Raw genomic sequence first — 17,490 nt, forward strand, 5'->3', positions numbered from 1 at the left:
GGGCCTCAGAGCCCGCCCGCGGAGGAGCGGTCGCCGTCCCGCTCCTCGTACGCCGCCCGCCGCTCCTGCACCTCGCGGATCCGGGCGATGTCGAACTTCGGGCGGCGGTGGAAGTCGTAGATGCCGTTCTGCTCCTGGAACGTGTCGGTCAGCTGCGTGAAGCAGTAGCCGAACATGAGCGGATCCTCGAGCAGCACCTCGGTGAGGCCGCGGAAGCGCGCGTGCCACTCCTCGACGCTCGCGACCCGCTCGCCGTAGCCCCAGGAGACCGCGCGCGCCGGGTCGCTCGCGTCGGCCTGCGGGCGGTCGATCTCGTCCGGGTTCCACCAGATGCCGCCGTACTCCGAGACGAAGAAGGGCTGCCCGGCGTAGGGCACGGAGATCGCGCGGCCGTCGAGGTCGTTGACGAACGGGCGGCCGTCGGCGAGGCCGGCCTGCTCGCGGCGGAAGGCGTCCGGGTCCTGCTCGTAGGAGTGCGAGTCGTAGACGTCGGCGGCGCGCACCCGGTGCGAGTAGCCGGAGGCGTCGAGGACGGGACGGCTCGGATCCGCCGCCTTCGTGGCGAGGTACATGCCGGCGGTCACGTCATCGAGCTGCGTGATGCGGTCGTGGATCGGCTGGTACGTCTCGTTCAGCGGGCACCAGCCGACGATCGACGGATGCGAGCGGTCGCGCGTGACCGCCTCGATCCACTGGGTGATGAACGACGCCGTCGGCTGCTGCGCGTCCTTGCCGAGGCCGCCGCCCGCGCCCCAGTCGCCGAACTCGCCCCACACGAGGTAGCCGAGGCGGTCGGCGTGGAAGAGGAACCGCTCCTCGAACACCTTCTGGTGCAGGCGCGCGCCGTTGAAGCCCGCGGCCATCGACAGCTCGATGTCGCGGACGAGCGCGGCGTCGTCGGGCGACGTCATGAGGGTGTCCGGCCAGTAGCCCTGGTCGAGCACGAGCCGCTGGAAGACGCGGCGGCCGTTGAGGAGCACGTCGCGGCCGTCGATCGCGATGGAGCGGAGGCCGCCGTAGGAGGCGACCTCGTCGACCACGCGGTCGTCGGCGCCCGAGGCGTCGACCAGGCGCAGCGTGATGTCGTAGAGGTGCGGGTCCTCGGGCGACCACTCGCGCACGCGATCCTCGGGGATGCGGAGCGTGACGCGCGCTCCCATGTCGCCCGCGGGGATCCGCGACCGCGTGATCTCGCCGTCAGCGTCCGCGAGCACGGCCTCGAACGCGAGGCCGGCCGTGCGGTGCGAGAGCTCGGGCGTGACGGTGAAGGAGGAGTCCGCGCGCTGCGGCTCGATGTGCACCGAGCGGATGTGCGCCTCGGGCACGGGCTCCAGCCACACCGTCTGCCAGATCCCGGTCGTGCGCGTGTAGAAGCAGGACGTGTTCTCGAACCAGGTCGCCTGCTTGCCGCGGGCCTGGGGTTCGTCGCGGGTGTCGCGGGCGCGGACCACGACGGTCAGCTCCTCCTCGTCTGCCCGCACGCCGAGATCCGCCGTGAACGACGTGAAGCCGCCGCGGTGCCGGGCGACCTCCTCGCCGCCCACCCACACGGTCGCGTCGTGGTCGACCGCGCCGAAGTGGAGGAGGACGCGGCGGCCGCTCCAACCCGCGGGGATCCGGACGGTGCGGCGGTACCAGACCGCCGTGAGGAAGTCGACGTCGCCGATGCCCGAGGCCATGGACTCCGGCGCGAACGGCACGAGGATCTCCTCCGCGAGATCCCGCTCGAGCAGCCCGCGCTCGAGGCCGCTGTCGCCGCGGTCGCGCTCGAACTGCCACGGGCCGTTGAGGTTCAGCCAGTCGGGGCGCGTGGACTGCGGGCGCGGGTGCTCGGGCTTGGGGATGGCGGGAGTCGCGGTGGCGGTAGCGGTCGCGGTGCTGTCGGTCATGATCGGGCTTCCTTCTGTCGAGACGGAGGGGAGGTGCGGTCGATGCCAGCCTGCCGCGGCGGGATGGGACGGCGCCGCACGGGAGGCGGGCGCGTCGGTCAGCGGGCGTCGCGCGCGGCTGTGGCGGGCGGGGTGGCGGCGGTCGCGGATCCCCAAGCAGGCGTGCGGATGCCGTCGGCCGCGCTCGTCCACGAGCGCAGCAGGTCGGCGACGTCGGCGCTGCGCTCGTCGGCGATGGCCTGGGCGAGCGCGTCCTCCAGCAGGTCGGCGATGACGACGCGCTCGCCGCCCCGCTCGCTGCTGCGGATCGCGCCCTCCACCATCGCGAGGCTGAGCACGTTGTGCCGCACCTCCGTCGGCGGGGTGGTGCCGGCGCGGAGGGATCCGACGAACTCCTCGAGCGACGCGGCGATGCCCTCGGGGTGCTCGGGCACGTCGAACCGGCCGCCCGGGACGTCGAGCCCGACGACGTCGTCGCCGTCCCAGTGCGCGGCGCCGCGCTCGCCGTACGCACGCCAGTCGGCGTTCCACGAGGTGGGCATGCCGGGCGTGCAGCGGCTGCCGACGTAGGCGAACCGGGCGCCAGACGCGAGCTCGAAGTCCGCGGTCGCGGCGGCGTCGCCGGCGAACCAGCTCCACGGCGGGTTCCACGAGCTGCAGCGCACGGCCACGGGCTCCTCGCCCGTCGCGTACCGCAGCTGGTCGAAGTGGTGGATGGACATGTCGACGAGCAGCGGGTGCGCCATCTGCTCGCGGAAGCCGGGCTCGTGATCCTCGTGCAGGAACTGCGCGTGCACGACCGCGAGCGGCCCGACCTGCGCGACCGCCTCGCGGAACGCGGTGAGGTGCGTGAAGTACCGGCGCGACTGGCTGACCATGAGGAGCCCGCCCGTGATGTCGGCGAGCGCGACCTGGCGGAGCGCCTCCGCGACGGTCGGCGCGAGCGGCTTCTCGCACAGCACCGGCAGGCCCGCCCGGAGCGCCTGCTCGTTCACGACGCGGTGCGCCTGCGGGACGGTGACGTTCACCACGGCCCGGGCGCCGGAGCGCGCGGCGACCTCGGCGACGGACGCGCCCACGACGATCCCGTCGAGCCCCGCGGCGAGCACGGCGGACTCCGCGAGCGGCACGTCGAGGTCGACCACGCCCACGAGCGCGGCGTGCGGGGAGTCGGCGAGCATGCGGATCCACAGCGCGCCCATGACGCCGGCACCCACCACGACGACGGGCAGGCGGTCGGATGCGGGTGCGTCAGCGGCCCCCGGTCGGCGATCGGACGTGGTCATGGTGCTCGCCTCCCGGGCACGACGGCGAGCCCGCTCCGACGATACCGGGCGTGCGCTCAGTCGCGCGGGGCGGCCGCCGTCTCGGCCTCGATGGTGGACGCGGTGGGCGGGGCCGCGTGCGCGCCGTGCCCGCCGTCCGCCGGGAGGCCGGCTGGGAGATCCGGCGCCGACGCCGACGCGTGCGGGTGCGTGCGCTCGAGCGCGGCGCCCTCGATGTCGACGTCCGGCAGGATCCGGTCGAGCCAGCGCGGCAGCCACCACGCCGAGCGGCCGAGCAGGTGCATGAGCGCGGGCATCAGCAGCATCCGCACCACGAACGCATCCAGCAGCACGCCGAACGCGAGGCCGAACCCGATGGACCGGATGATGGTCGACTCCGAGAAGACGAACCCGCCGAACACCGACACCATGATCAGCGCGGCCGCCGTGACGACCGCGCGCCCGGCTCGGAACCCCTGCACCACCGCGAGCCGTGCCTCGGCGCCGTGCACGTACGCCTCGCGCATGCCGCTCGCGAGGAACAGCTGGTAGTCCATGGCGAGCCCGAACAGGATCCCGACGAGGATCACCGGCAGGAAGCTCAGGATCGGGCCGCTGCTCTCCAGCCCGATGAGGCTCGCGCCCCAGCCGAACTGGAACACCGCGACGATGAGGCCGTAGGTCGCGAACAGCGACAGCACGAACCCGCCGGTCGCGATGAGCGGCAGGAGGATCGAGCGGAACACCACGATCAGGATCAGCAGCGACAGGCCCACGACCACGAGCAGGTAGAGCGGCAGCACCGCGGCCAGCGCCTCGGAGATGTCGATGTTGGTGGCGGCCTGGCCGGCGACGCCGAGCGAGATCCCGCCCTCGAGCTCGGGCAGCGCGCGGATGTCCTGCACGAGCTCCTCGGTGGATGCGCTGTTCGGGCCCTCCTCCGGGAGCACCTGGAACGCGAGCACGGTGCCGTCGTCGGTGTTCGCGACCGGGGCGACGGCGACTACGTCGTCGAGGTCGTGCAGCGCCTGCGCGACCTCGACCTGGGTCGCGAGGAGGTCGCCGTCGGCGACGCCCGCGGGCACGTCGGCGACCACGAGAAGCGGGCCGTTGGCGCCCTCGCCGAACTCGTCGGCGACCGTCGTGAACGCGCGCTCGCTGGTGGATCCGGCGGGCTCGCTGGATCCGTCGGGCAGCCCGAGCCGCATCGACAGGCTCGGGATCGCGATCACGAGCAGGGCGACGACCGTGCCGAGCACCGTGAGCACGGCTCGTGCGTTCGACATGGGCTTCAGGGTCTTCGCGGCCTCCTGCGGGCGGGCCGGGTCGGCGGCCGACGCGCGGGCGCGATCGCGCTTCCGCAGCACGCGCGTCCCGGCGAGGCCGAGCACCGCGGGCGTGAGCGTGATGGCGACGAGCACCGCGACGAGCACGCAGACAGCGCCGACCGTGCCCATCAGCGCGAGGAACGGCACGCCCGTGATGTTGAGCGCGAGGAGCGCGACGATCACCGTGGATCCGGCGAACACGACCGCCGTGCCCGATGTGCCGTTGGCGAGCCCGATCGACTCGCGCACGCCCGTGCCCGCGAGCATCTGCTTGCGGTGCCGGTTGACGATGAAGAGGGAGTAGTCGATGCCGACCGCGAGGCCGAGCATCACGCCCAGCACCGGGGTCACCGACGCCATGTCGACGATCCCCGAGAACGCGAGCGAGGCCGTGACGCCGACGCCCACGCCGACCACCGCGGTGACGATGGGGAGCGACGCGGCGATGACCGTGCCGAGCATCACGATGAGCACGATGGCCGCGAAGACGAGGCCGACGACCTCGCCGATGCCGAAGATCTCGGGCACGCCCTGCGCGAGGTCGGTCGCGAAGTCGACGCTCGTGCCGTCGACGGGGGAGTCCTGGAAGTGCGCGATCGCGGACTCCTTGGTCTCCTCGGAGAGCTCGAGGCGCGGATCCGTGAAGGAGACGTTGACGATGGCCGTCGAGCCGTCCGCGGAGACGACGCCGATGCCGTCCGTGAGGCCGAGGAGCGTGCGGCCGAGCTCGGCCTGCTCGGCGCCGGACTCGAGCTGCGTGCGGTTGGAGTCGACGGTCGTCTGCTGCTGCTGGAGGGCCTGGGTCTGCTGGTCGAGCTGGGCCTGCTGCGCGTCGAGCGCGGCGATCTGCGCGGCCGGCGCGCCTGCGGCCACGGCCTGCTGGCGCGCGGCGGTGAGCTGCTGCTGGCCCGCGTCGAGCTGCGCCTTCCCGGCGTCGAGCTGCTGCTGCGCGGCGTCGAGCTGCGTGCGGCCCGCGGTGATCTGCGCGTCGCCGCTGGTGAGCTGCGCGGCCTGGTCGGCGCGCTGCTGGGTGACCGCGAACGGATCCACGACGCGCGCGACGCCCGGCAGGTCGCCCGCGCTCGCCGCGAGTGCGGAGATCGCCTGCTCTTGCGCCGCGGTGAAGGCCGAGCCGTCGGTGGTGCGGTAGACGACCGTGCCCGTGCCGCCCGCGGTGTCGGGCAGCGTCTGCGCGAGCTCGTCGGTCACGGCGCCGGATGCGGTGCCCGGGATGTCGAAGCTGTTGCCGAGGGTGCCGGCGAACGCGAGGAACGAGCCGACGCCGATCCCGAGGATCACCACCCACGAGACGATCACGAGCCACGCGCGACGCGCGGCCATCGAACCGAGCCGGTACAGCACTGACGCCATGTCATCTCCCTCAGACGCTTCGACGATACGCTACGTCTCGTCTAGTTTCTGCGGCTACCCTGTGCAGGTGAACGAGCACCGAACCGGACGGGTCCGCAGCGAAGCAGCCCGCGAGGCGATCCTCGGCGCGACCGTGCGCCTCATCCACGCCGTCGGCTACGACCACCTCACGATCGAGGGCGTCGCCAAGGAGGCCGGCGTCGGCAAGCAGACGATCTACCGGTGGTGGCCGTCGCGCGGCGCGCTCATCGCCGAGTGCATGACCGAGGGCCGCCTGATGCCGGTCGAGTTCGCCGTGCCCGACACGGGCGATCTCCTCGCCGACATCGAGGGCTGGCTCACCGACGTGCTCGCCGAGATCGACGCGCCCACCGGCGGTCCGCTCGTGCGCTCGCTCGTGGCCGCCGCCGCCGAGGACGCGGCCGTGGGCGACAGCCTGAGCTCGAGCCTCGGCGTCGACCGCGACCTGTCCGAGCGCCTGGCCTCGGGGATCCGCGCGGGCCAGCTCCCCGCCGACGCGCCCGTGGAGGAGCTCGGCCAGGCGATCCTCGGCGTCATCGTGCTGCGCGTGCTCGGCCGGCAGGGCGACCACGCGGAGAGCGTGAGGCGGCTGGTGCGGTTCGTGCTGGGGGCGGGTGGGGCGAGGGGCTGACCGCAGCCGGGAGGCCTCAGGCCCCGTCGCCGCCCGGGTGCTCCGAGATCTCGGGCTCCATCCCGTTGTCTGCCAGGTACTTCAGCGCGCGCTCGATGGTGACGATCTTGCGCTTCAGCTCCTTGAGGGCAGGCGAGGACTCGTCGCTGAACTCGTCGAGCCGCTCATGCTCGCGACGGACGGCGATCTCCGTCTGGACGAGGAGATCCCACACGGCGCGGTCGGGCTCGAGTCGCTGTCGCTTCCGGAGGATCGTCGCAGCGAGCCGGGTCTGGACGACCGACTCGAGCGTCTCCGCGGCCGTCCCTGAGCTGGCGAGACCGAACGCGATCCCACCTCCGCCAGCGGACACGAGCGTCCCGGCGGTCAGCAGCCCGCCGATCATCCCGCCTGGCCCGAATGCGGCGAGGGCGCTGGTGAGCGCCGCGGCTCCGGCGAGGCCGGCTCCAGCAGCGAGAGCGAGCCCGCCCGTCGCGACGACGATCGCCGCTGCACCTGCTCCGACGGCTCCCCACTTGAGCCAGTTGACGTTGCGGCTGGCGGTCAGGGCGTCCTGAGCTTCCTTGGCCGCCTCGAACACGTCGGTGCCGTAGCGGCTCGATAGCCCCATCTCGGCCGTGAGGTCCTCCATCGCCCGCTGCCGCTTGTCCTTCGCGACGGAGATCTCGAATGGTCGGATGACGTTCTCGGTGGCCAGCACCGTCATCACCACGACCGCGTCCTCTTTCGAGAGGTGCTGGCTCGGGCTTGGCTCGGGAGCGATGGCCTGAGCGTCGGCGACGTCGAAGTCCAGTTGCGCGATGCGGGAGGCCAAGGGGCGGCCGTCGCTCTCGTTCCGCCGCTTCATCTGGTCGACGGCTGCTGCCTGCACGAGGCGCAGGGCCCCCATGAAGCGGTCGCGATCGGAGCCTTCGAGCTGGTGTGCCGTCAAGTGGCCGTATCGGAGGGCGAGGAGGGTGAGCCCCTCACTGGCGTCTAGAGGCACGTCTACGCCGCGCTCCACTCGGGCCACCTCGCGAGATAGTGAGCCGAAGAGGGCGTAGCCGATCGCGGTGGCGACTCTCTCATGGGCCAGGTAGGCCGCGGCCGCATGCGCAGGGATGCCGACCTGCCGCGTGTCGATCCGGAAGTCGATCATCCAGGGGAAGACGGACGACAAGCCCCGATGGGAGGACACCGGGTCTCCGAAGTTCCAGAAGTTGACCCACCAGCCGAGGTTCGCGGGCGGCTCCTGCAGGACATCGCGCAGCTTGTCGACGTTGACGCTCCCGTGCGCGAGCGGACTGCCGATGGTGATGAAGCCCGTCACGCGCACCTCGGCAGGGAGCCGGCGGAGGAGGTCTGCGGCGATCACGGAGCCGAGGCTGTGTCCGACGAGAACGATGTCCCGGTCAGAAGGGATGCGGGCGAGGATCAGGTTCAGCACCTGCGCGCGGATCTGGGCGTCGGTCGCGTAGTTGTGCGCCTGCGCGAATCTGCTGTTCCGCAAGACGACGTCGAATGCCGCCTCGGCGAATGGCAGCCCTGAACCCGCGTCCTCGCGTCCCAGACGGAACTCGATGGCCCCCATTCGCTGCTCGAACTCACGACGGTTCGTGCGTGCTGCCTCGCGGACCGGTTGCTTGGCGGTGAGGCCGGGCAGGCCCTGCTTCTCGTCCCACCCGCGCAGTGCATGCGCGTACTTGGGGGCGATGACCTCGACGCCGTCGAGGTCCGGATATCCGAGCTCCCGGAGACCGCGCGCGAGGTGCGCCCGCCAGGTGTCCTCCATGTCGCCATCTCCGACGCCGTGCAGGAATAGCAGGACAGGTGCGTTCGCCATGAGAGCGACTCCATTCGTCTGCGTCCCAGACGGCCGAGTGCTCGGGGATGCCTTTCGAACCTATCCAGCTGATCGGGTCGCTGGGCTCAGCGCGCTGTGCCCTTTCGGGGGGCTCACCCGTACGAATAGAACCCCTCGCCCGACTCCCTGCCGAGCTTGCCCTTGTCGAGGTACTCGCTCTTCAGGTGCGCCGCCCACGCCTGCGCGCCCGGGTCGTCGCTCGCGGCGGAGACCGCGTACGCCGTGCGCAGGCCGATGAGGTCGAAGATCTGGAACGGGCCAAGGGGAGCGCCGGTCGCGATGCGCCAGGTGGTGTCGATCGTCTTCGGGTCGGCCACTCCCGTGAGGACGAGGCCCGAGGCAGCCCCGAGCAGCGGCACGAGGAGCGAGTTGAGCACGTAGCCGGGCTGCTCCTTCTTCAGCGGGATCGGGACCATGCCGATCTCCTCCGCGAACGCGACGACCCGGTCGAACACCTCGGGCGACGTGCGCTCGGTGCCCATGATCTCGGCCGTGTTCTGCACCCACACGTGGTTCGCGAAGTGCAGGGCGAGGAAGCGGTCGGGGCGGCCGGTGGAGTCGGCGATGTCGCTCGGGAGCAGCGTCGAGGAGTTGGTGGCGAAGACCGTGCGCTCGGGGGCGGCCTCGGCGATGCGGCGGTAGACGTCCTGCTTGAGCTCGAGGCTCTCGGGGACCGCCTCGATCACGAGGTCGGCGTCGGCGACGGATGCGGACAGATCGCTCGTGAGCACGATGCCGGCGGTCGCGGCGGTCGCGGACTCCCTGGTCTCCTCGCCGGACTCGGACACGAACTGCGCGACGATCGCGTCGAGCCGTCCGCGCGCGGCCTCGAGCGCGGCGTCGTCCACGTCGTAGCTGGTCACGGTCTTGCCGTGGTTCGCGGCCTGGAACGCGATCTGCGCGCCGAGCACGCCGGCCCCGAGGACTGTGACCTTCGTGATGTCGGGCATGCGGACTCCTTCGTCGGCGGACGCGCGGTGCGGTGTGGTGCGGCGCGGGCGGGTCCCGCGTGCGGCGTCCGCTCCAGCGAATCACCGGGCGGCGTCGGTCGGACCGCGCGTGCGGCCAGCGGACATCCCGCGGCCGCCCGCCCGGCTCATCCCCGGCCGGCACTCGGTAGCGTCGAGGAGCGGATCCCTCCGCCGAGCAGGAGGACCCCATGAGCGAGACCCCGAGGCGGAACCCCCTCGAGCCCCTCGACCCCGCCGACCAGGGCGTCGAGGGCGAGCTGCGCCGCGACCGCTTCCTCGGCGACCGCGACCTCACGCGCTGGGCCACCCCGGTCGGCCGCGCGCTGGTGCGGCTCGTGCAGCGGATCGTGCGGGCGCTCGGCCCGTACGGGGCCCTCGTGATCACGCTGCTGGTGGGCCTCGCGCTCGCCGTGGGACTGTCGGCGATCGCCGGGCAGGTCTACGACAACGTGACCGACGCCGACGGGGTCGCCGGCCTCGACCGGCCGCTCCTCGCCTTCATGATCGGCGTCCGCACGCCGTGGCTGAACGACGCGGCGACCGCGTACACGGACGTCGCGGGCGTCGTCGGCATGCCGATCATCGCCGTGGTCACGATGCTGTTCCTGGCTGTGCGCCGCCGTTCATGGACCCCGGTCATCCTCGTGCTCGCGGCCGGCGGCGGATCCCTGCTGCTCACCATCGCGGGCAAGGACCTCATCGACCGCGCCCGCCCCGACCTCGCCGACGCGGTGCCGCCGTACGAGACCTCGCCGTCGTTCCCGAGCGGCCACACGCTCAACGCGGTCGTGATCGCCGGGATGCTCGCCTACCTGCTCCTCCTCCGCCAGCACCGCCGCGCGACCCGCGTGCTCTCGGTCGCGGTGGCCGTGGTCTTCGCCGTGACCATCGCCGCCACCCGCGTCTACCTCGGCCACCACTGGTTCACGGACGTGCTGGCCGCCTTCTTCCTCGGCGGCGCGTGGCTGGCGCTCGTGATCACGGCGCATCGGCTGTATCTGACGGCGCGGCGGCCGGGGGCGGTGGAGGCGGGGCCGGTCGGCTGATCCGTCCCGGGTGTGTCACGGTGGGCAGATGGACGACAGGCGCAGCTTCGAGCACGACTCCGCGGCACACCAGCGTCTGACGGGTGAGCCGTCGGCTCGTCAGATCCTCGTGCTGATCGCGGTGACCGCGTTCATGTCCGCGTCCGCCCTCGCATTCGTCGAGCTCGATTTCGTCACGCGGATCGTCCTGATGGTCGTCGTGATGCTGGTGCTCATGCTGATCGGCCGGGTCGTCATCCGCCGCAGCAACCTCCGCCGGAACCGCTAGCCCGCACGCGCCAGGGTCGCTCCGTGCGACCCTTGCCGCATGGATCTCGAGGTCGGCGCCGCGCTGACCATCCCCGCCGCCGAGCTGCGGTGGCGCTTCTCGCGGTCGTCCGGGCCCGGCGGGCAGCACGTCAACACGTCCGACAGCCGGGTGCAGCTCACGTGGAGCCCGGCCGAGTCGCTGGTGCTGAGCGATCATCAGAGGGAGCGGATCCTCGAGCGGCTCGGCCGACGCCTGGTCGCCGGCGCGATCACGGTGACGGTGTCCGAGCAGCGGTCGCAGCTCCGGAACCGGGTGGCCGCGCTCGACGCGCTCCGCGAGACCGTGGCGGATGCGCTCGCGCCGGACGCGGCGCCGCGTCGACCGACCCGTCCCACGAAGGGCTCGCAGCGCCGCCGCCTCGCGGCCAAGACCCAGCGCTCCGCCACGAAGCAGCAGCGCAAGCGGCCGACGGGCGACTGAGCGCGCGCCGGCCGACAGGCGTCAGCGGATCAAGCGGACGCCCCCACAGCCGCATTCGCCCGGTCCCACCCCAGCGCCTCGCCGATCTGCTTGATCGCCGCGAGCGAGCGCAGGTTGAAGTCCACGCCGAGCTGGTTGGGGATCGTGACGAGGAGGGTGTCGGCCGCGGCGATCGCCTGGTCGGCGCCCAGCTCCTCGATGAGGCGCTCCGGGCTGCCGATGTAGGAGCGGCCGAAGCGCCACTTCTCGCCGCCGACCTCGCCGACCTGGTCCTTGCCCTCGATCTGCGAGCGGACGCCGAAGTACATCTCCGACTCGTCGTCCACGATCGGGATGATGCTGCGGCTGACGCTCACGCGCGGCTCCCACGCGTGCCCGGCGGCGGCCCAGCCGTCGCGGAACAGCTGGATCTGCTCGGCCTGGAGCACGTCGAGCGGCACGCCGGTGTCCTCCGAGAGGAGCGTCGACGACATGAGGTTCATGCCCTGCTCGGCCGCCCACTGGCCGGTGGCGCGCGTGCCGGCGCCCCACCAGATCCGCTCGCGGAGGCCCGGCGACTGCGGCGTGATCGCGACGCCGCCGGCGATCATGCCGCGCTGCGGGGCCGCGGTCGCGAACTCCTCGCCCTCGAGCGCGCGGAGGAAGAGGCCGGTGTGACGGCGGGCCATGTCGGCGTCGGTCTCGCCGTCGCGCGGCACGTAGCCGAACGACTCGTAGCCGGCCTCGACCTGCTCGGGCGATCCGCGGCTGATGCCGAGCTGCACCCGGCGGTTGGAGATGAGGTCGGTCATGGCCGCCTCCTCCGCCATGTAGAGGGGGTTCTCGTAGCGCATGTCGACGACGCCGGTGCCGATCTCGATCCGGCTGGTGCGGCTCGCGATGGCGGCCAGCAGCGGGAACGGCGACGCCTGCTGCGGCGCGAAGTGGTGCACGCGGAAGTACGCGCCGTCGATGCCGATCTCCTCGGCCGCGACCGCGAGGTCGATCGACTGGAGCAGCGAGTCCTGGGCGGTGCGCACGCGGGATCCGCGCACGTCCTGCCAGTGGTTGAACGACAGGAAGCCGATCTTGGTGGCCATGGGGCGCTCCTCGGTGCTCGACGGCGGCGGCATCCGGGTGGATGCGTCTGCATGGAGTCGAACCGCGGCGGGGCGGTCCCCTATTCCCAATAAGAGGGCACAGTGCCTCCTCGTGTGTTTCAGAGTGGCCACAAGTCGGCTCAACCACAGCCGCTTGGCCAAACGCAGTGGACACCTGGGTATCGATGCTACGCGTAAGCCCCTACTATCAAGCTATGACTCAGCCCTTACAAGTCGCCAAGACGGCCTATTCAGTGCTCGATTTCCTTGAGTGGCAACGGCAAGGGACACTAAACCTTCGACCCTTTTATCAGCGAAGGTCGGTTTGGAACCCTCGGGTCAAAAGTCTACTCATGGATTCTATTCTCAAAGGATATCCGTTACCTTTGATTTTTCTTCATCGGCGCCTCGACATTGCATCTGCCAGTAATATCCGGCAGGTTGTCGACGGGCAACAGAGGTTGCGTACTATTCTTTCCTTTATTGACCCTGACTCAATCGACGACTTTGACGAGTGGGACGATTTTCGCATTCTCCGCTCTCATAATCGCGATTTCGCCGGCATGTCATTTGCAGATTTGCCGGACGAGGCGCAGGAAACAATCTTGCAAACTAGTCTCTCCGTAAACGTGCTTCCCACGGACATTCCTGATGTTACTATCCTTCAGATTTTTCAACGCATGAACACCACCGGGCTGCGCCTTAAGGACCAGGAAGTCCGGAACGGAACCTTCTTTGGCGAGTTCAAAGACTCCGCGTATGCTCTTGCATACGAACAAAGTCAACGGTGGACGCGCTGGGGCCTGTTCGAAAGGCAGGACGTCGGTCAAATGTCTGAAGTGGAGTTTGCAAGCGAGCTCATGGGAGCCTTGTTGAGAGGCGTCGCTGGTCGGTCCTCGACGCAGATAACTGCCCTGTACCGAGATTTTGACGACAGCTTTGAAGAGCGCGATCGAGTGGCAGCTGATTTCCGGCAGGCTTTTGAGCTCCTGGCGCCCGTGTATGAGGACCGGCTCGGGGAGCCACTACCTCCGCGATTCCGTTCAACCTCGTGGTTCTACGCACTCTTTGCCATAGCTGCAAACTTGCCCGATGAAGGTGCTGATCCCCGGAATGATTATTCGGGCGGGCTGCCGCCGACGCGTGATGCCGTTAGAAGGGTTACCTCGAGTGAAATCGCAGAGGCTCTTGTTGAGGTTAACCGACTTGTTTCCACCAAGGGTGCGCTTCCCGACGACTTATCAGAAGGCTTGCGTCGACAGACGACGCACAAGGCAAGCAGGCTTCAGAGGATCCGCCTGATTCGGTCGGTTTTGTAAATTATGACTGCCGGGCTGGCCCTAGCTGAGAGCCTTTCGGACGCACTCGCGCCGCTCAAAGAATCTGTCATTGACGCGGAGGCGGCATTCTTGGCAAAAAACCTTAAAGCCTCTACGCGAGACGACGTTGTCGAACTGGCGCTGGTTCGTGCCATGGGGCTTTTTGAGGAATACATCGGATCGCTCTTCGTGTTGGCGTTACTGTCGCAATTAGGACCGGAAGTTAGCCCTCGAGTTAAGGCGCGGACGGAAGAAGAGGCCATCTTACTAATTGCAGGCGTCGATGGCTCTGATGGCACGCGTTATATCTCGTGGATGCCGTTCAAGGATAAAGGTATTCCTAGGGCCAAGCGGTTGCTTACAAATATGCAGCCTTTTGGTCGACTCTCTAATCGCGAGTCAGAGCGAAACGAGTTAAAAAGCCTCACGACTATTAGAAATAGAGTAGCGCACGATAGTCCGGTTGCACGTGGATTGTATGAAGAGTTGGCTCGGAGTAAGGGCTATCCAACTTCTCGGGCGGCGGATTATCTTACGAGTATCCGCGGTGCCGACTCGGAGATTCTATTGGCTATCGTCAAGATAGAGTCTATTGCGAGGGGACTTGCTGAGCCGACGGAGCAAGGATCCTCCGCGTATCTTTCATCAGAAGATCCGTATAGTGCAGCGGCGTTGGCGCCGCCGGGTCAGTATGAATGTACACGCTTTACTCATACGAAGGCCGCCAGTGAATACGGACAGTTGGGGACGTGCAGGGAGTGCCCTCATCCGGTGAGGTGCCCGCACTGCGGCACTCGGGAGAAGCTTCAGTCAACATGGCGTCGCGTCGCGTAGGGCTTTCATCGGGCTGTTTTATCTAATATCGCTATACATGGTGCTTGCGCAAATCGGTTGAACGACTCGCCACACGCTGATGTGAGGAGCACTTTCCGTGGCCCCGTCCGGAGGCGCGTAGCTTCAAGTAGTATTCAGGGAATACCGTGCGGTACCCGTGCCGAAAGCCTAGGCAAGGTGGCGGTTTCGGCCTACGCTCCGGGCATGCACCGCATCTTCACGACGCCGTTCGCCGCGGTGTACCCGCTCTACGTGAAGAAGGTCGAGCGCAAGGGGCACACGCAGGCGGAGGTCGACCAGGTGATCACCTGGCTCACCGGCTTCGACCAGGCCGAGCTCCAGCGGCACCTCGACGCGGAGACCACCTTCGAGGGCTTCTTCGCCGCCGCCCGCCTCAACCCGCTCGCCGTCCAGGTGCGCGGCGTGATCTGCGGCGTCCGCATCGAGGAGATCGAGGACCCGCTGATGAAGCAGATCCGCATCCTCGACCGGCTCGTCGACGAGGTCGCTCGCGGTCGGCCGATGGCGAAGGTGCTGCGCAGCTGATGACGTTGGCGCGTGATCAGTAATGGTCGCGCGCTTGCAAGATCACGATGTGCGCATCGGTGACCAGGTACACGAGGCGATTCGCTTCGTCGATCCGCCGCGACCACGCCCCCGAGAGGATGTGCTTGAGGGGCTCCGGTTTGCCCGGTCCGGTGAACGGGTCGCGCATCACATCGCGGATGAGCGCGTTGATCCGCTTGAGGGTCTTGCGATCCTGGCTCTGCCAGTACGTGTAGTCCTCCCAGCCGTCGGCATCGAAGGCGAGCTGGCGGCTCAATCCTCGATCAGCTCGCGCGTCTCGAACTCGCCACGCCGTGCCCGCTCGAGGGCGCCGAGCAGTCGCTGCGCTCCCTTGGCGTTCCGGAGCAGGTAGGCCGTCTCCGTCATGGCGTCGAAGTCGTCCTTCGAGATCAGGACGGCGTTGCCGTGCTTGGAGACGACCTCGACCGGGGAGTGGTCATCATTGACCTGCTGGATGAGGCCGAACAGGTTCCGACGGGCATCGGACGCGGTGATGGCGGACATACTGGACTCCTTGGGGTGGTACCAGAAAGCGTACCACTCGGGCGTCGGCTCAGGAGGAAGTGACTGGGCGGCTAGTCGATCCGCACAGCGTCCGCGAGCGCCGCGGCCGGCAGCACCGCGCTCGCGTGCAGCACCTCGATCCCGAGCAGACGACCATCGGCGTCGAAGTCGAGGGCGACATCGCCGCGGTCTCCGGGCGTCGCGATCGCGGGGATGGTCGTGGTCGCCTCGCCGTCGCCGATCGGCCCGGCGAGCGCGATGTACGCGGCGTCCGCGACCGCGTCGTAGGTCACGCGCATCACGCGCGCTCCGCCATCACCCGGCGGAACGCGTCGAGGGTCTCGCGCAGCACCTCGGCGAGGTCGGTCGTTCCGCCGCCGTCGGCGAGCCACCGGCCGATGGAGACGCCGAACACGGTCGCGGTGGCGTGGGCGACGAGCACGGCGGTGAGCGGATCCGACCCACGCTCCACGAAGCCCGCGCGCACGGCCTCCTGCATCGCCTGGACCTTGCGCATCTCGCGCTCCTGCAGCCCGGCGTCGTCGCCGATGATGCGCTTGCGGGCGAGCAGGGTGTCGCGCCCCTCCGCGAACTGCGAGGCGACGACCTCCGGGAAGCCGTCCTCGACGACCTGCAGCGGCGAGCGGTCGGCGGGCGCCTCGCGGATGATGCGCGTGACGAGCGCGGGCAGCTCGTCCTCCTCCGCGAACAGCACCTCGCGCTTGTCGGCGAAGTGGCGGAAGAAGGTGCGGGTCGTGAGGCCGGCGCGGGCGGTGATCTCGGGCACGGTCGTCTCCGCGAAGCCCTGCTCGCCGAACAGCTCGAGGGCGGCGGCGGCCAGGCGCTCGCGCGTGTCCGGCTGCCATCTGCTCATGCGTCGATCCTAGGTGATGACACGACGTGTCATCGGTGTGTATGGTGATGACACGCGATGTCATCAGGCGGAGCGCACCCCTCGATCGGAGATCCGCCATGACCACCGAGACCGCCGCCTGGCTCGCCTCGTCCGCCGCCGACCTCACCGTCGGATCCGCGCCGCGCACCGCACCCCGCGAGGGCGAGGTCGCCATCCGCGTGCGCGCCGTCGCGATCAACCCGCTCGACACCATGAAGCAGCACATGGGCGACCTCATGTACCGCTGGCTCCCGCACCCCGCGGTGCTCGGCGAGGACGTCGCGGGCGTCGTCGAGGAGGTGGGGCCCGGCATCACGCGCTTCGCCGTCGGCGACCGGGTCGTCGCGTACGCGGTCGGCATGGAGAAGGGGCGGCGGCATGCGCCCGAGGGCGGGTTCCAGACGCGGGCGATCGTGCGCACCGACCTGGCGGCGCCGATGCCCGACGCGATGCGCTTCGAGGACGCCGCCGTCCTCCCGCTCGGCATCTCCACCGCCGCCTCCGGTCTGTTCGGCGCCGGCCAGCTCGGTCTCCGCATGCCCGACGCGACCACGCCGCCGACCGGGGAGACCGTGGTGGTGTGGGGCGGATCCACGAGCGTCGGCATGAACGCGATCCAGCTCGCGGTCGCGGCCGGGTACGACGTCGTCACGACCGCCTCACCGCGCAACCACGAGCTCGTGCGCTCGCTCGGCGCGAGCCGCGCGTTCGACTACCGGAGCCCGACGGCGGTGCGGGACATCACGCAGCACCTGGCCGGCCGACGCGTGGCGGGCGTGCTCGCCATCGGCACGGGATCCGGCGGCCCGGCCGTCGACATCGCCATCGCGACGGGCGCGACGCGGGTCAGCATGGCGAGCCCGCCGGTGTCGTTCGAGACCCTGCCGCGCGGTGGCCGGATCGGCCTGCCGCTCGTGCGCCTCGGGATCCGCATGGGCACCGCGACCCCGGCCCTGATGATCCGCGCGCGCGCCAGGGGCATCCGCGCGACCTTCATCTGGGGCAGCGCCCTCATGCACGACGAGGTCGGCCCGATGCTCTGGGAGCGCTTCCTGCCGGCCGCGCTCGCCGAGGGCCGCTACGTCGCGGCGCCGGCGGCCGAGGTCGTCGGATCCGGGCTCGAGGCGATCCAGCCCGCGATGGACCGGCTGCGCCAGGGCGTCTCGGCGCGGAAGCTCGTGGTCGCGCTCTAGGCCG

General features: G+C 69.8%; 17 protein-coding genes. 7 read left to right on the forward strand and 10 right to left on the reverse strand.

What is annotated here, in order from left to right; translation table 11 throughout:
• Positions 1 to 5: 5 nt before the first annotated feature.
• The 3 genes from NL142_RS00690 to NL142_RS00700 form a co-directional block, all read right to left on the reverse strand.
• The gene (locus NL142_RS00690; RefSeq protein ID WP_435080543.1) at positions 6 to 1,889 is read right to left on the reverse strand and encodes a glycoside hydrolase family 2 protein; all 1,884 of its coding nucleotides are present in this window, start codon (positions 1,887 to 1,889) and stop codon (positions 6 to 8) included.
• A gap of 98 nt (positions 1,890 to 1,987) precedes the next feature.
• On the reverse strand, positions 1,988 to 3,175 hold the full coding sequence (locus NL142_RS00695; protein ID WP_435080544.1) for a Gfo/Idh/MocA family protein: 1,188 nt from the start codon (positions 3,173 to 3,175) through the stop codon (positions 1,988 to 1,990).
• Between the two features lie 56 nt (positions 3,176 to 3,231).
• The gene (locus tag NL142_RS00700; protein WP_435080545.1) at positions 3,232 to 5,853 is read right to left on the reverse strand and encodes an MMPL family transporter; all 2,622 of its coding nucleotides are present in this window, start codon (positions 5,851 to 5,853) and stop codon (positions 3,232 to 3,234) included.
• A 67-nt stretch (positions 5,854 to 5,920) separates the two neighbouring features.
• Here NL142_RS00700 and NL142_RS00705 point away from each other — a divergent pair, with 67 nt between their 5' ends.
• Positions 5,921 to 6,505: a TetR/AcrR family transcriptional regulator gene (locus tag NL142_RS00705; protein ID WP_435080546.1), complete on the forward strand. Its 585-nt coding sequence runs from the start codon at positions 5,921 to 5,923 to the stop codon at positions 6,503 to 6,505.
• 16 nt (positions 6,506 to 6,521) lie between these two features.
• Here the strand turns inward: NL142_RS00705 and NL142_RS00710 are convergent, their stop codons facing one another.
• A complete protein-coding gene (locus tag NL142_RS00710; protein WP_435080547.1) occupies positions 6,522 to 8,327 on the reverse strand; it encodes a lipase family protein in 1,806 nt (601 codons plus the stop codon).
• A 113-nt stretch (positions 8,328 to 8,440) separates the two neighbouring features.
• Positions 8,441 to 9,298: a 3-hydroxyacyl-CoA dehydrogenase gene (locus NL142_RS00715; protein ID WP_435080548.1), complete on the reverse strand. Its 858-nt coding sequence runs from the start codon at positions 9,296 to 9,298 to the stop codon at positions 8,441 to 8,443.
• A gap of 209 nt (positions 9,299 to 9,507) precedes the next feature.
• On the opposite strand from NL142_RS00715, the gene NL142_RS00720 reads away from it, so the two are divergent.
• The 3 genes from NL142_RS00720 to arfB are packed head-to-tail and all read left to right on the forward strand — an operon-like array spanning position 9,508 to position 11,095.
• On the forward strand, positions 9,508 to 10,365 hold the full coding sequence (locus NL142_RS00720; RefSeq protein WP_435080549.1) for a phosphatase PAP2 family protein: 858 nt from the start codon (positions 9,508 to 9,510) through the stop codon (positions 10,363 to 10,365).
• 28 nt (positions 10,366 to 10,393) lie between these two features.
• On the forward strand, positions 10,394 to 10,633 hold the full coding sequence (locus NL142_RS00725) for a hypothetical protein (RefSeq protein WP_194683808.1): 240 nt from the start codon (positions 10,394 to 10,396) through the stop codon (positions 10,631 to 10,633).
• A gap of 39 nt (positions 10,634 to 10,672) precedes the next feature.
• Entirely contained in the window at positions 10,673 to 11,095 is a 423-nt protein-coding gene (gene arfB / locus NL142_RS00730) for an alternative ribosome rescue aminoacyl-tRNA hydrolase ArfB (protein ID WP_435080550.1), read from the forward strand.
• Between the two features lie 29 nt (positions 11,096 to 11,124).
• Here arfB and NL142_RS00735 read toward each other — a convergent pair whose 3' ends face one another.
• Entirely contained in the window at positions 11,125 to 12,174 is a 1,050-nt protein-coding gene (locus NL142_RS00735; protein WP_435080551.1) for an LLM class flavin-dependent oxidoreductase, read from the reverse strand.
• A gap of 215 nt (positions 12,175 to 12,389) precedes the next feature.
• On the opposite strand from NL142_RS00735, the gene NL142_RS00740 reads away from it, so the two are divergent.
• A complete protein-coding gene (locus NL142_RS00740; protein ID WP_435080552.1) occupies positions 12,390 to 13,493 on the forward strand; it encodes a GmrSD restriction endonuclease domain-containing protein in 1,104 nt (367 codons plus the stop codon).
• Between the two features lie 1,038 nt (positions 13,494 to 14,531).
• Positions 14,532 to 14,873 carry a DUF2200 domain-containing protein gene (locus NL142_RS00745; RefSeq protein WP_435080553.1) on the forward strand — a complete coding sequence of 114 codons (342 nt, stop codon included), beginning with the start codon at positions 14,532 to 14,534 and terminating at the stop codon, positions 14,871 to 14,873.
• Positions 14,874 to 14,889: 16 nt separating this feature from the next.
• On the opposite strand, the gene NL142_RS00750 is transcribed toward NL142_RS00745, so the two are convergent.
• From NL142_RS00750 to NL142_RS00765, 4 genes are all read right to left on the reverse strand, one after another.
• On the reverse strand, positions 14,890 to 15,150 hold the full coding sequence (locus NL142_RS00750; RefSeq protein WP_435080554.1) for a Txe/YoeB family addiction module toxin: 261 nt from the start codon (positions 15,148 to 15,150) through the stop codon (positions 14,890 to 14,892).
• A complete protein-coding gene (locus tag NL142_RS00755) occupies positions 15,147 to 15,398 on the reverse strand; it encodes a type II toxin-antitoxin system Phd/YefM family antitoxin (protein WP_435080555.1) in 252 nt (83 codons plus the stop codon). Before NL142_RS00755 ends, NL142_RS00750 begins: the two co-directional genes overlap by 4 nt.
• A gap of 71 nt (positions 15,399 to 15,469) precedes the next feature.
• Positions 15,470 to 15,697, reverse strand: a complete 228-nt coding sequence (locus NL142_RS00760; protein ID WP_435081616.1) for a DUF2283 domain-containing protein — start codon at positions 15,695 to 15,697, stop codon at positions 15,470 to 15,472.
• Positions 15,697 to 16,272 carry a TetR/AcrR family transcriptional regulator gene (locus NL142_RS00765; RefSeq protein ID WP_435080556.1) on the reverse strand — a complete coding sequence of 192 codons (576 nt, stop codon included), beginning with the start codon at positions 16,270 to 16,272 and terminating at the stop codon, positions 15,697 to 15,699. Before NL142_RS00765 ends, NL142_RS00760 begins: the two co-directional genes overlap by 1 nt.
• A 98-nt stretch (positions 16,273 to 16,370) precedes the next feature.
• Here NL142_RS00765 and NL142_RS00770 point away from each other — a divergent pair, with 98 nt between their 5' ends.
• A complete protein-coding gene (locus NL142_RS00770) occupies positions 16,371 to 17,486 on the forward strand; it encodes a zinc-binding alcohol dehydrogenase family protein (protein ID WP_435080557.1) in 1,116 nt (371 codons plus the stop codon).
• Positions 17,487 to 17,490: the final 4 nt, after the last annotated feature.

Origin of the sequence: Clavibacter quasicaliforniensis (genome assembly GCF_051201715.1) — a bacterium.
Taxonomy (GTDB): domain Bacteria; phylum Actinomycetota; class Actinomycetes; order Actinomycetales; family Microbacteriaceae; genus Clavibacter; species Clavibacter seminis.

Bases quoted from the DNA above. Each gene is read 5' to 3' on its own strand.
- NL142_RS00710 (WP_435080547.1), bottom strand. From the start codon at position 8,327: ATGGCGAACGCACCTGTCCTGCTATTCCTGCACGGCGTCGGAGATGGC.
- NL142_RS00735 (WP_435080551.1), bottom strand. From the start codon at position 12,174: ATGGCCACCAAGATCGGCTTCCTGTCGTTCAACCACTGGCAGGACGTG.
- NL142_RS00700 (WP_435080545.1), bottom strand. From the start codon at position 5,853: ATGGCGTCAGTGCTGTACCGGCTCGGTTCGATGGCCGCGCGTCGCGCG.
- NL142_RS00755 (WP_435080555.1), bottom strand. From the start codon at position 15,398: ATGTCCGCCATCACCGCGTCCGATGCCCGTCGGAACCTGTTCGGCCTC.
- arfB (WP_435080550.1), top strand. From the start codon at position 10,673: ATGGATCTCGAGGTCGGCGCCGCGCTGACCATCCCCGCCGCCGAGCTG.
- NL142_RS00695 (WP_435080544.1), bottom strand. From the start codon at position 3,175: ATGACCACGTCCGATCGCCGACCGGGGGCCGCTGACGCACCCGCATCC.
- NL142_RS00765 (WP_435080556.1), bottom strand. From the start codon at position 16,272: ATGAGCAGATGGCAGCCGGACACGCGCGAGCGCCTGGCCGCCGCCGCC.
- NL142_RS00745 (WP_435080553.1), top strand. From the start codon at position 14,532: ATGCACCGCATCTTCACGACGCCGTTCGCCGCGGTGTACCCGCTCTAC.
- NL142_RS00720 (WP_435080549.1), top strand. From the start codon at position 9,508: ATGAGCGAGACCCCGAGGCGGAACCCCCTCGAGCCCCTCGACCCCGCC.
- NL142_RS00715 (WP_435080548.1), bottom strand. From the start codon at position 9,298: ATGCCCGACATCACGAAGGTCACAGTCCTCGGGGCCGGCGTGCTCGGC.
- NL142_RS00760 (WP_435081616.1), bottom strand. From the start codon at position 15,697: ATGCGCGTGACCTACGACGCGGTCGCGGACGCCGCGTACATCGCGCTC.
- NL142_RS00725 (WP_194683808.1), top strand. From the start codon at position 10,394: ATGGACGACAGGCGCAGCTTCGAGCACGACTCCGCGGCACACCAGCGT.
- NL142_RS00690 (WP_435080543.1), bottom strand. From the start codon at position 1,889: ATGACCGACAGCACCGCGACCGCTACCGCCACCGCGACTCCCGCCATC.
- NL142_RS00770 (WP_435080557.1), top strand. From the start codon at position 16,371: ATGACCACCGAGACCGCCGCCTGGCTCGCCTCGTCCGCCGCCGACCTC.
- NL142_RS00740 (WP_435080552.1), top strand. From the start codon at position 12,390: ATGACTCAGCCCTTACAAGTCGCCAAGACGGCCTATTCAGTGCTCGAT.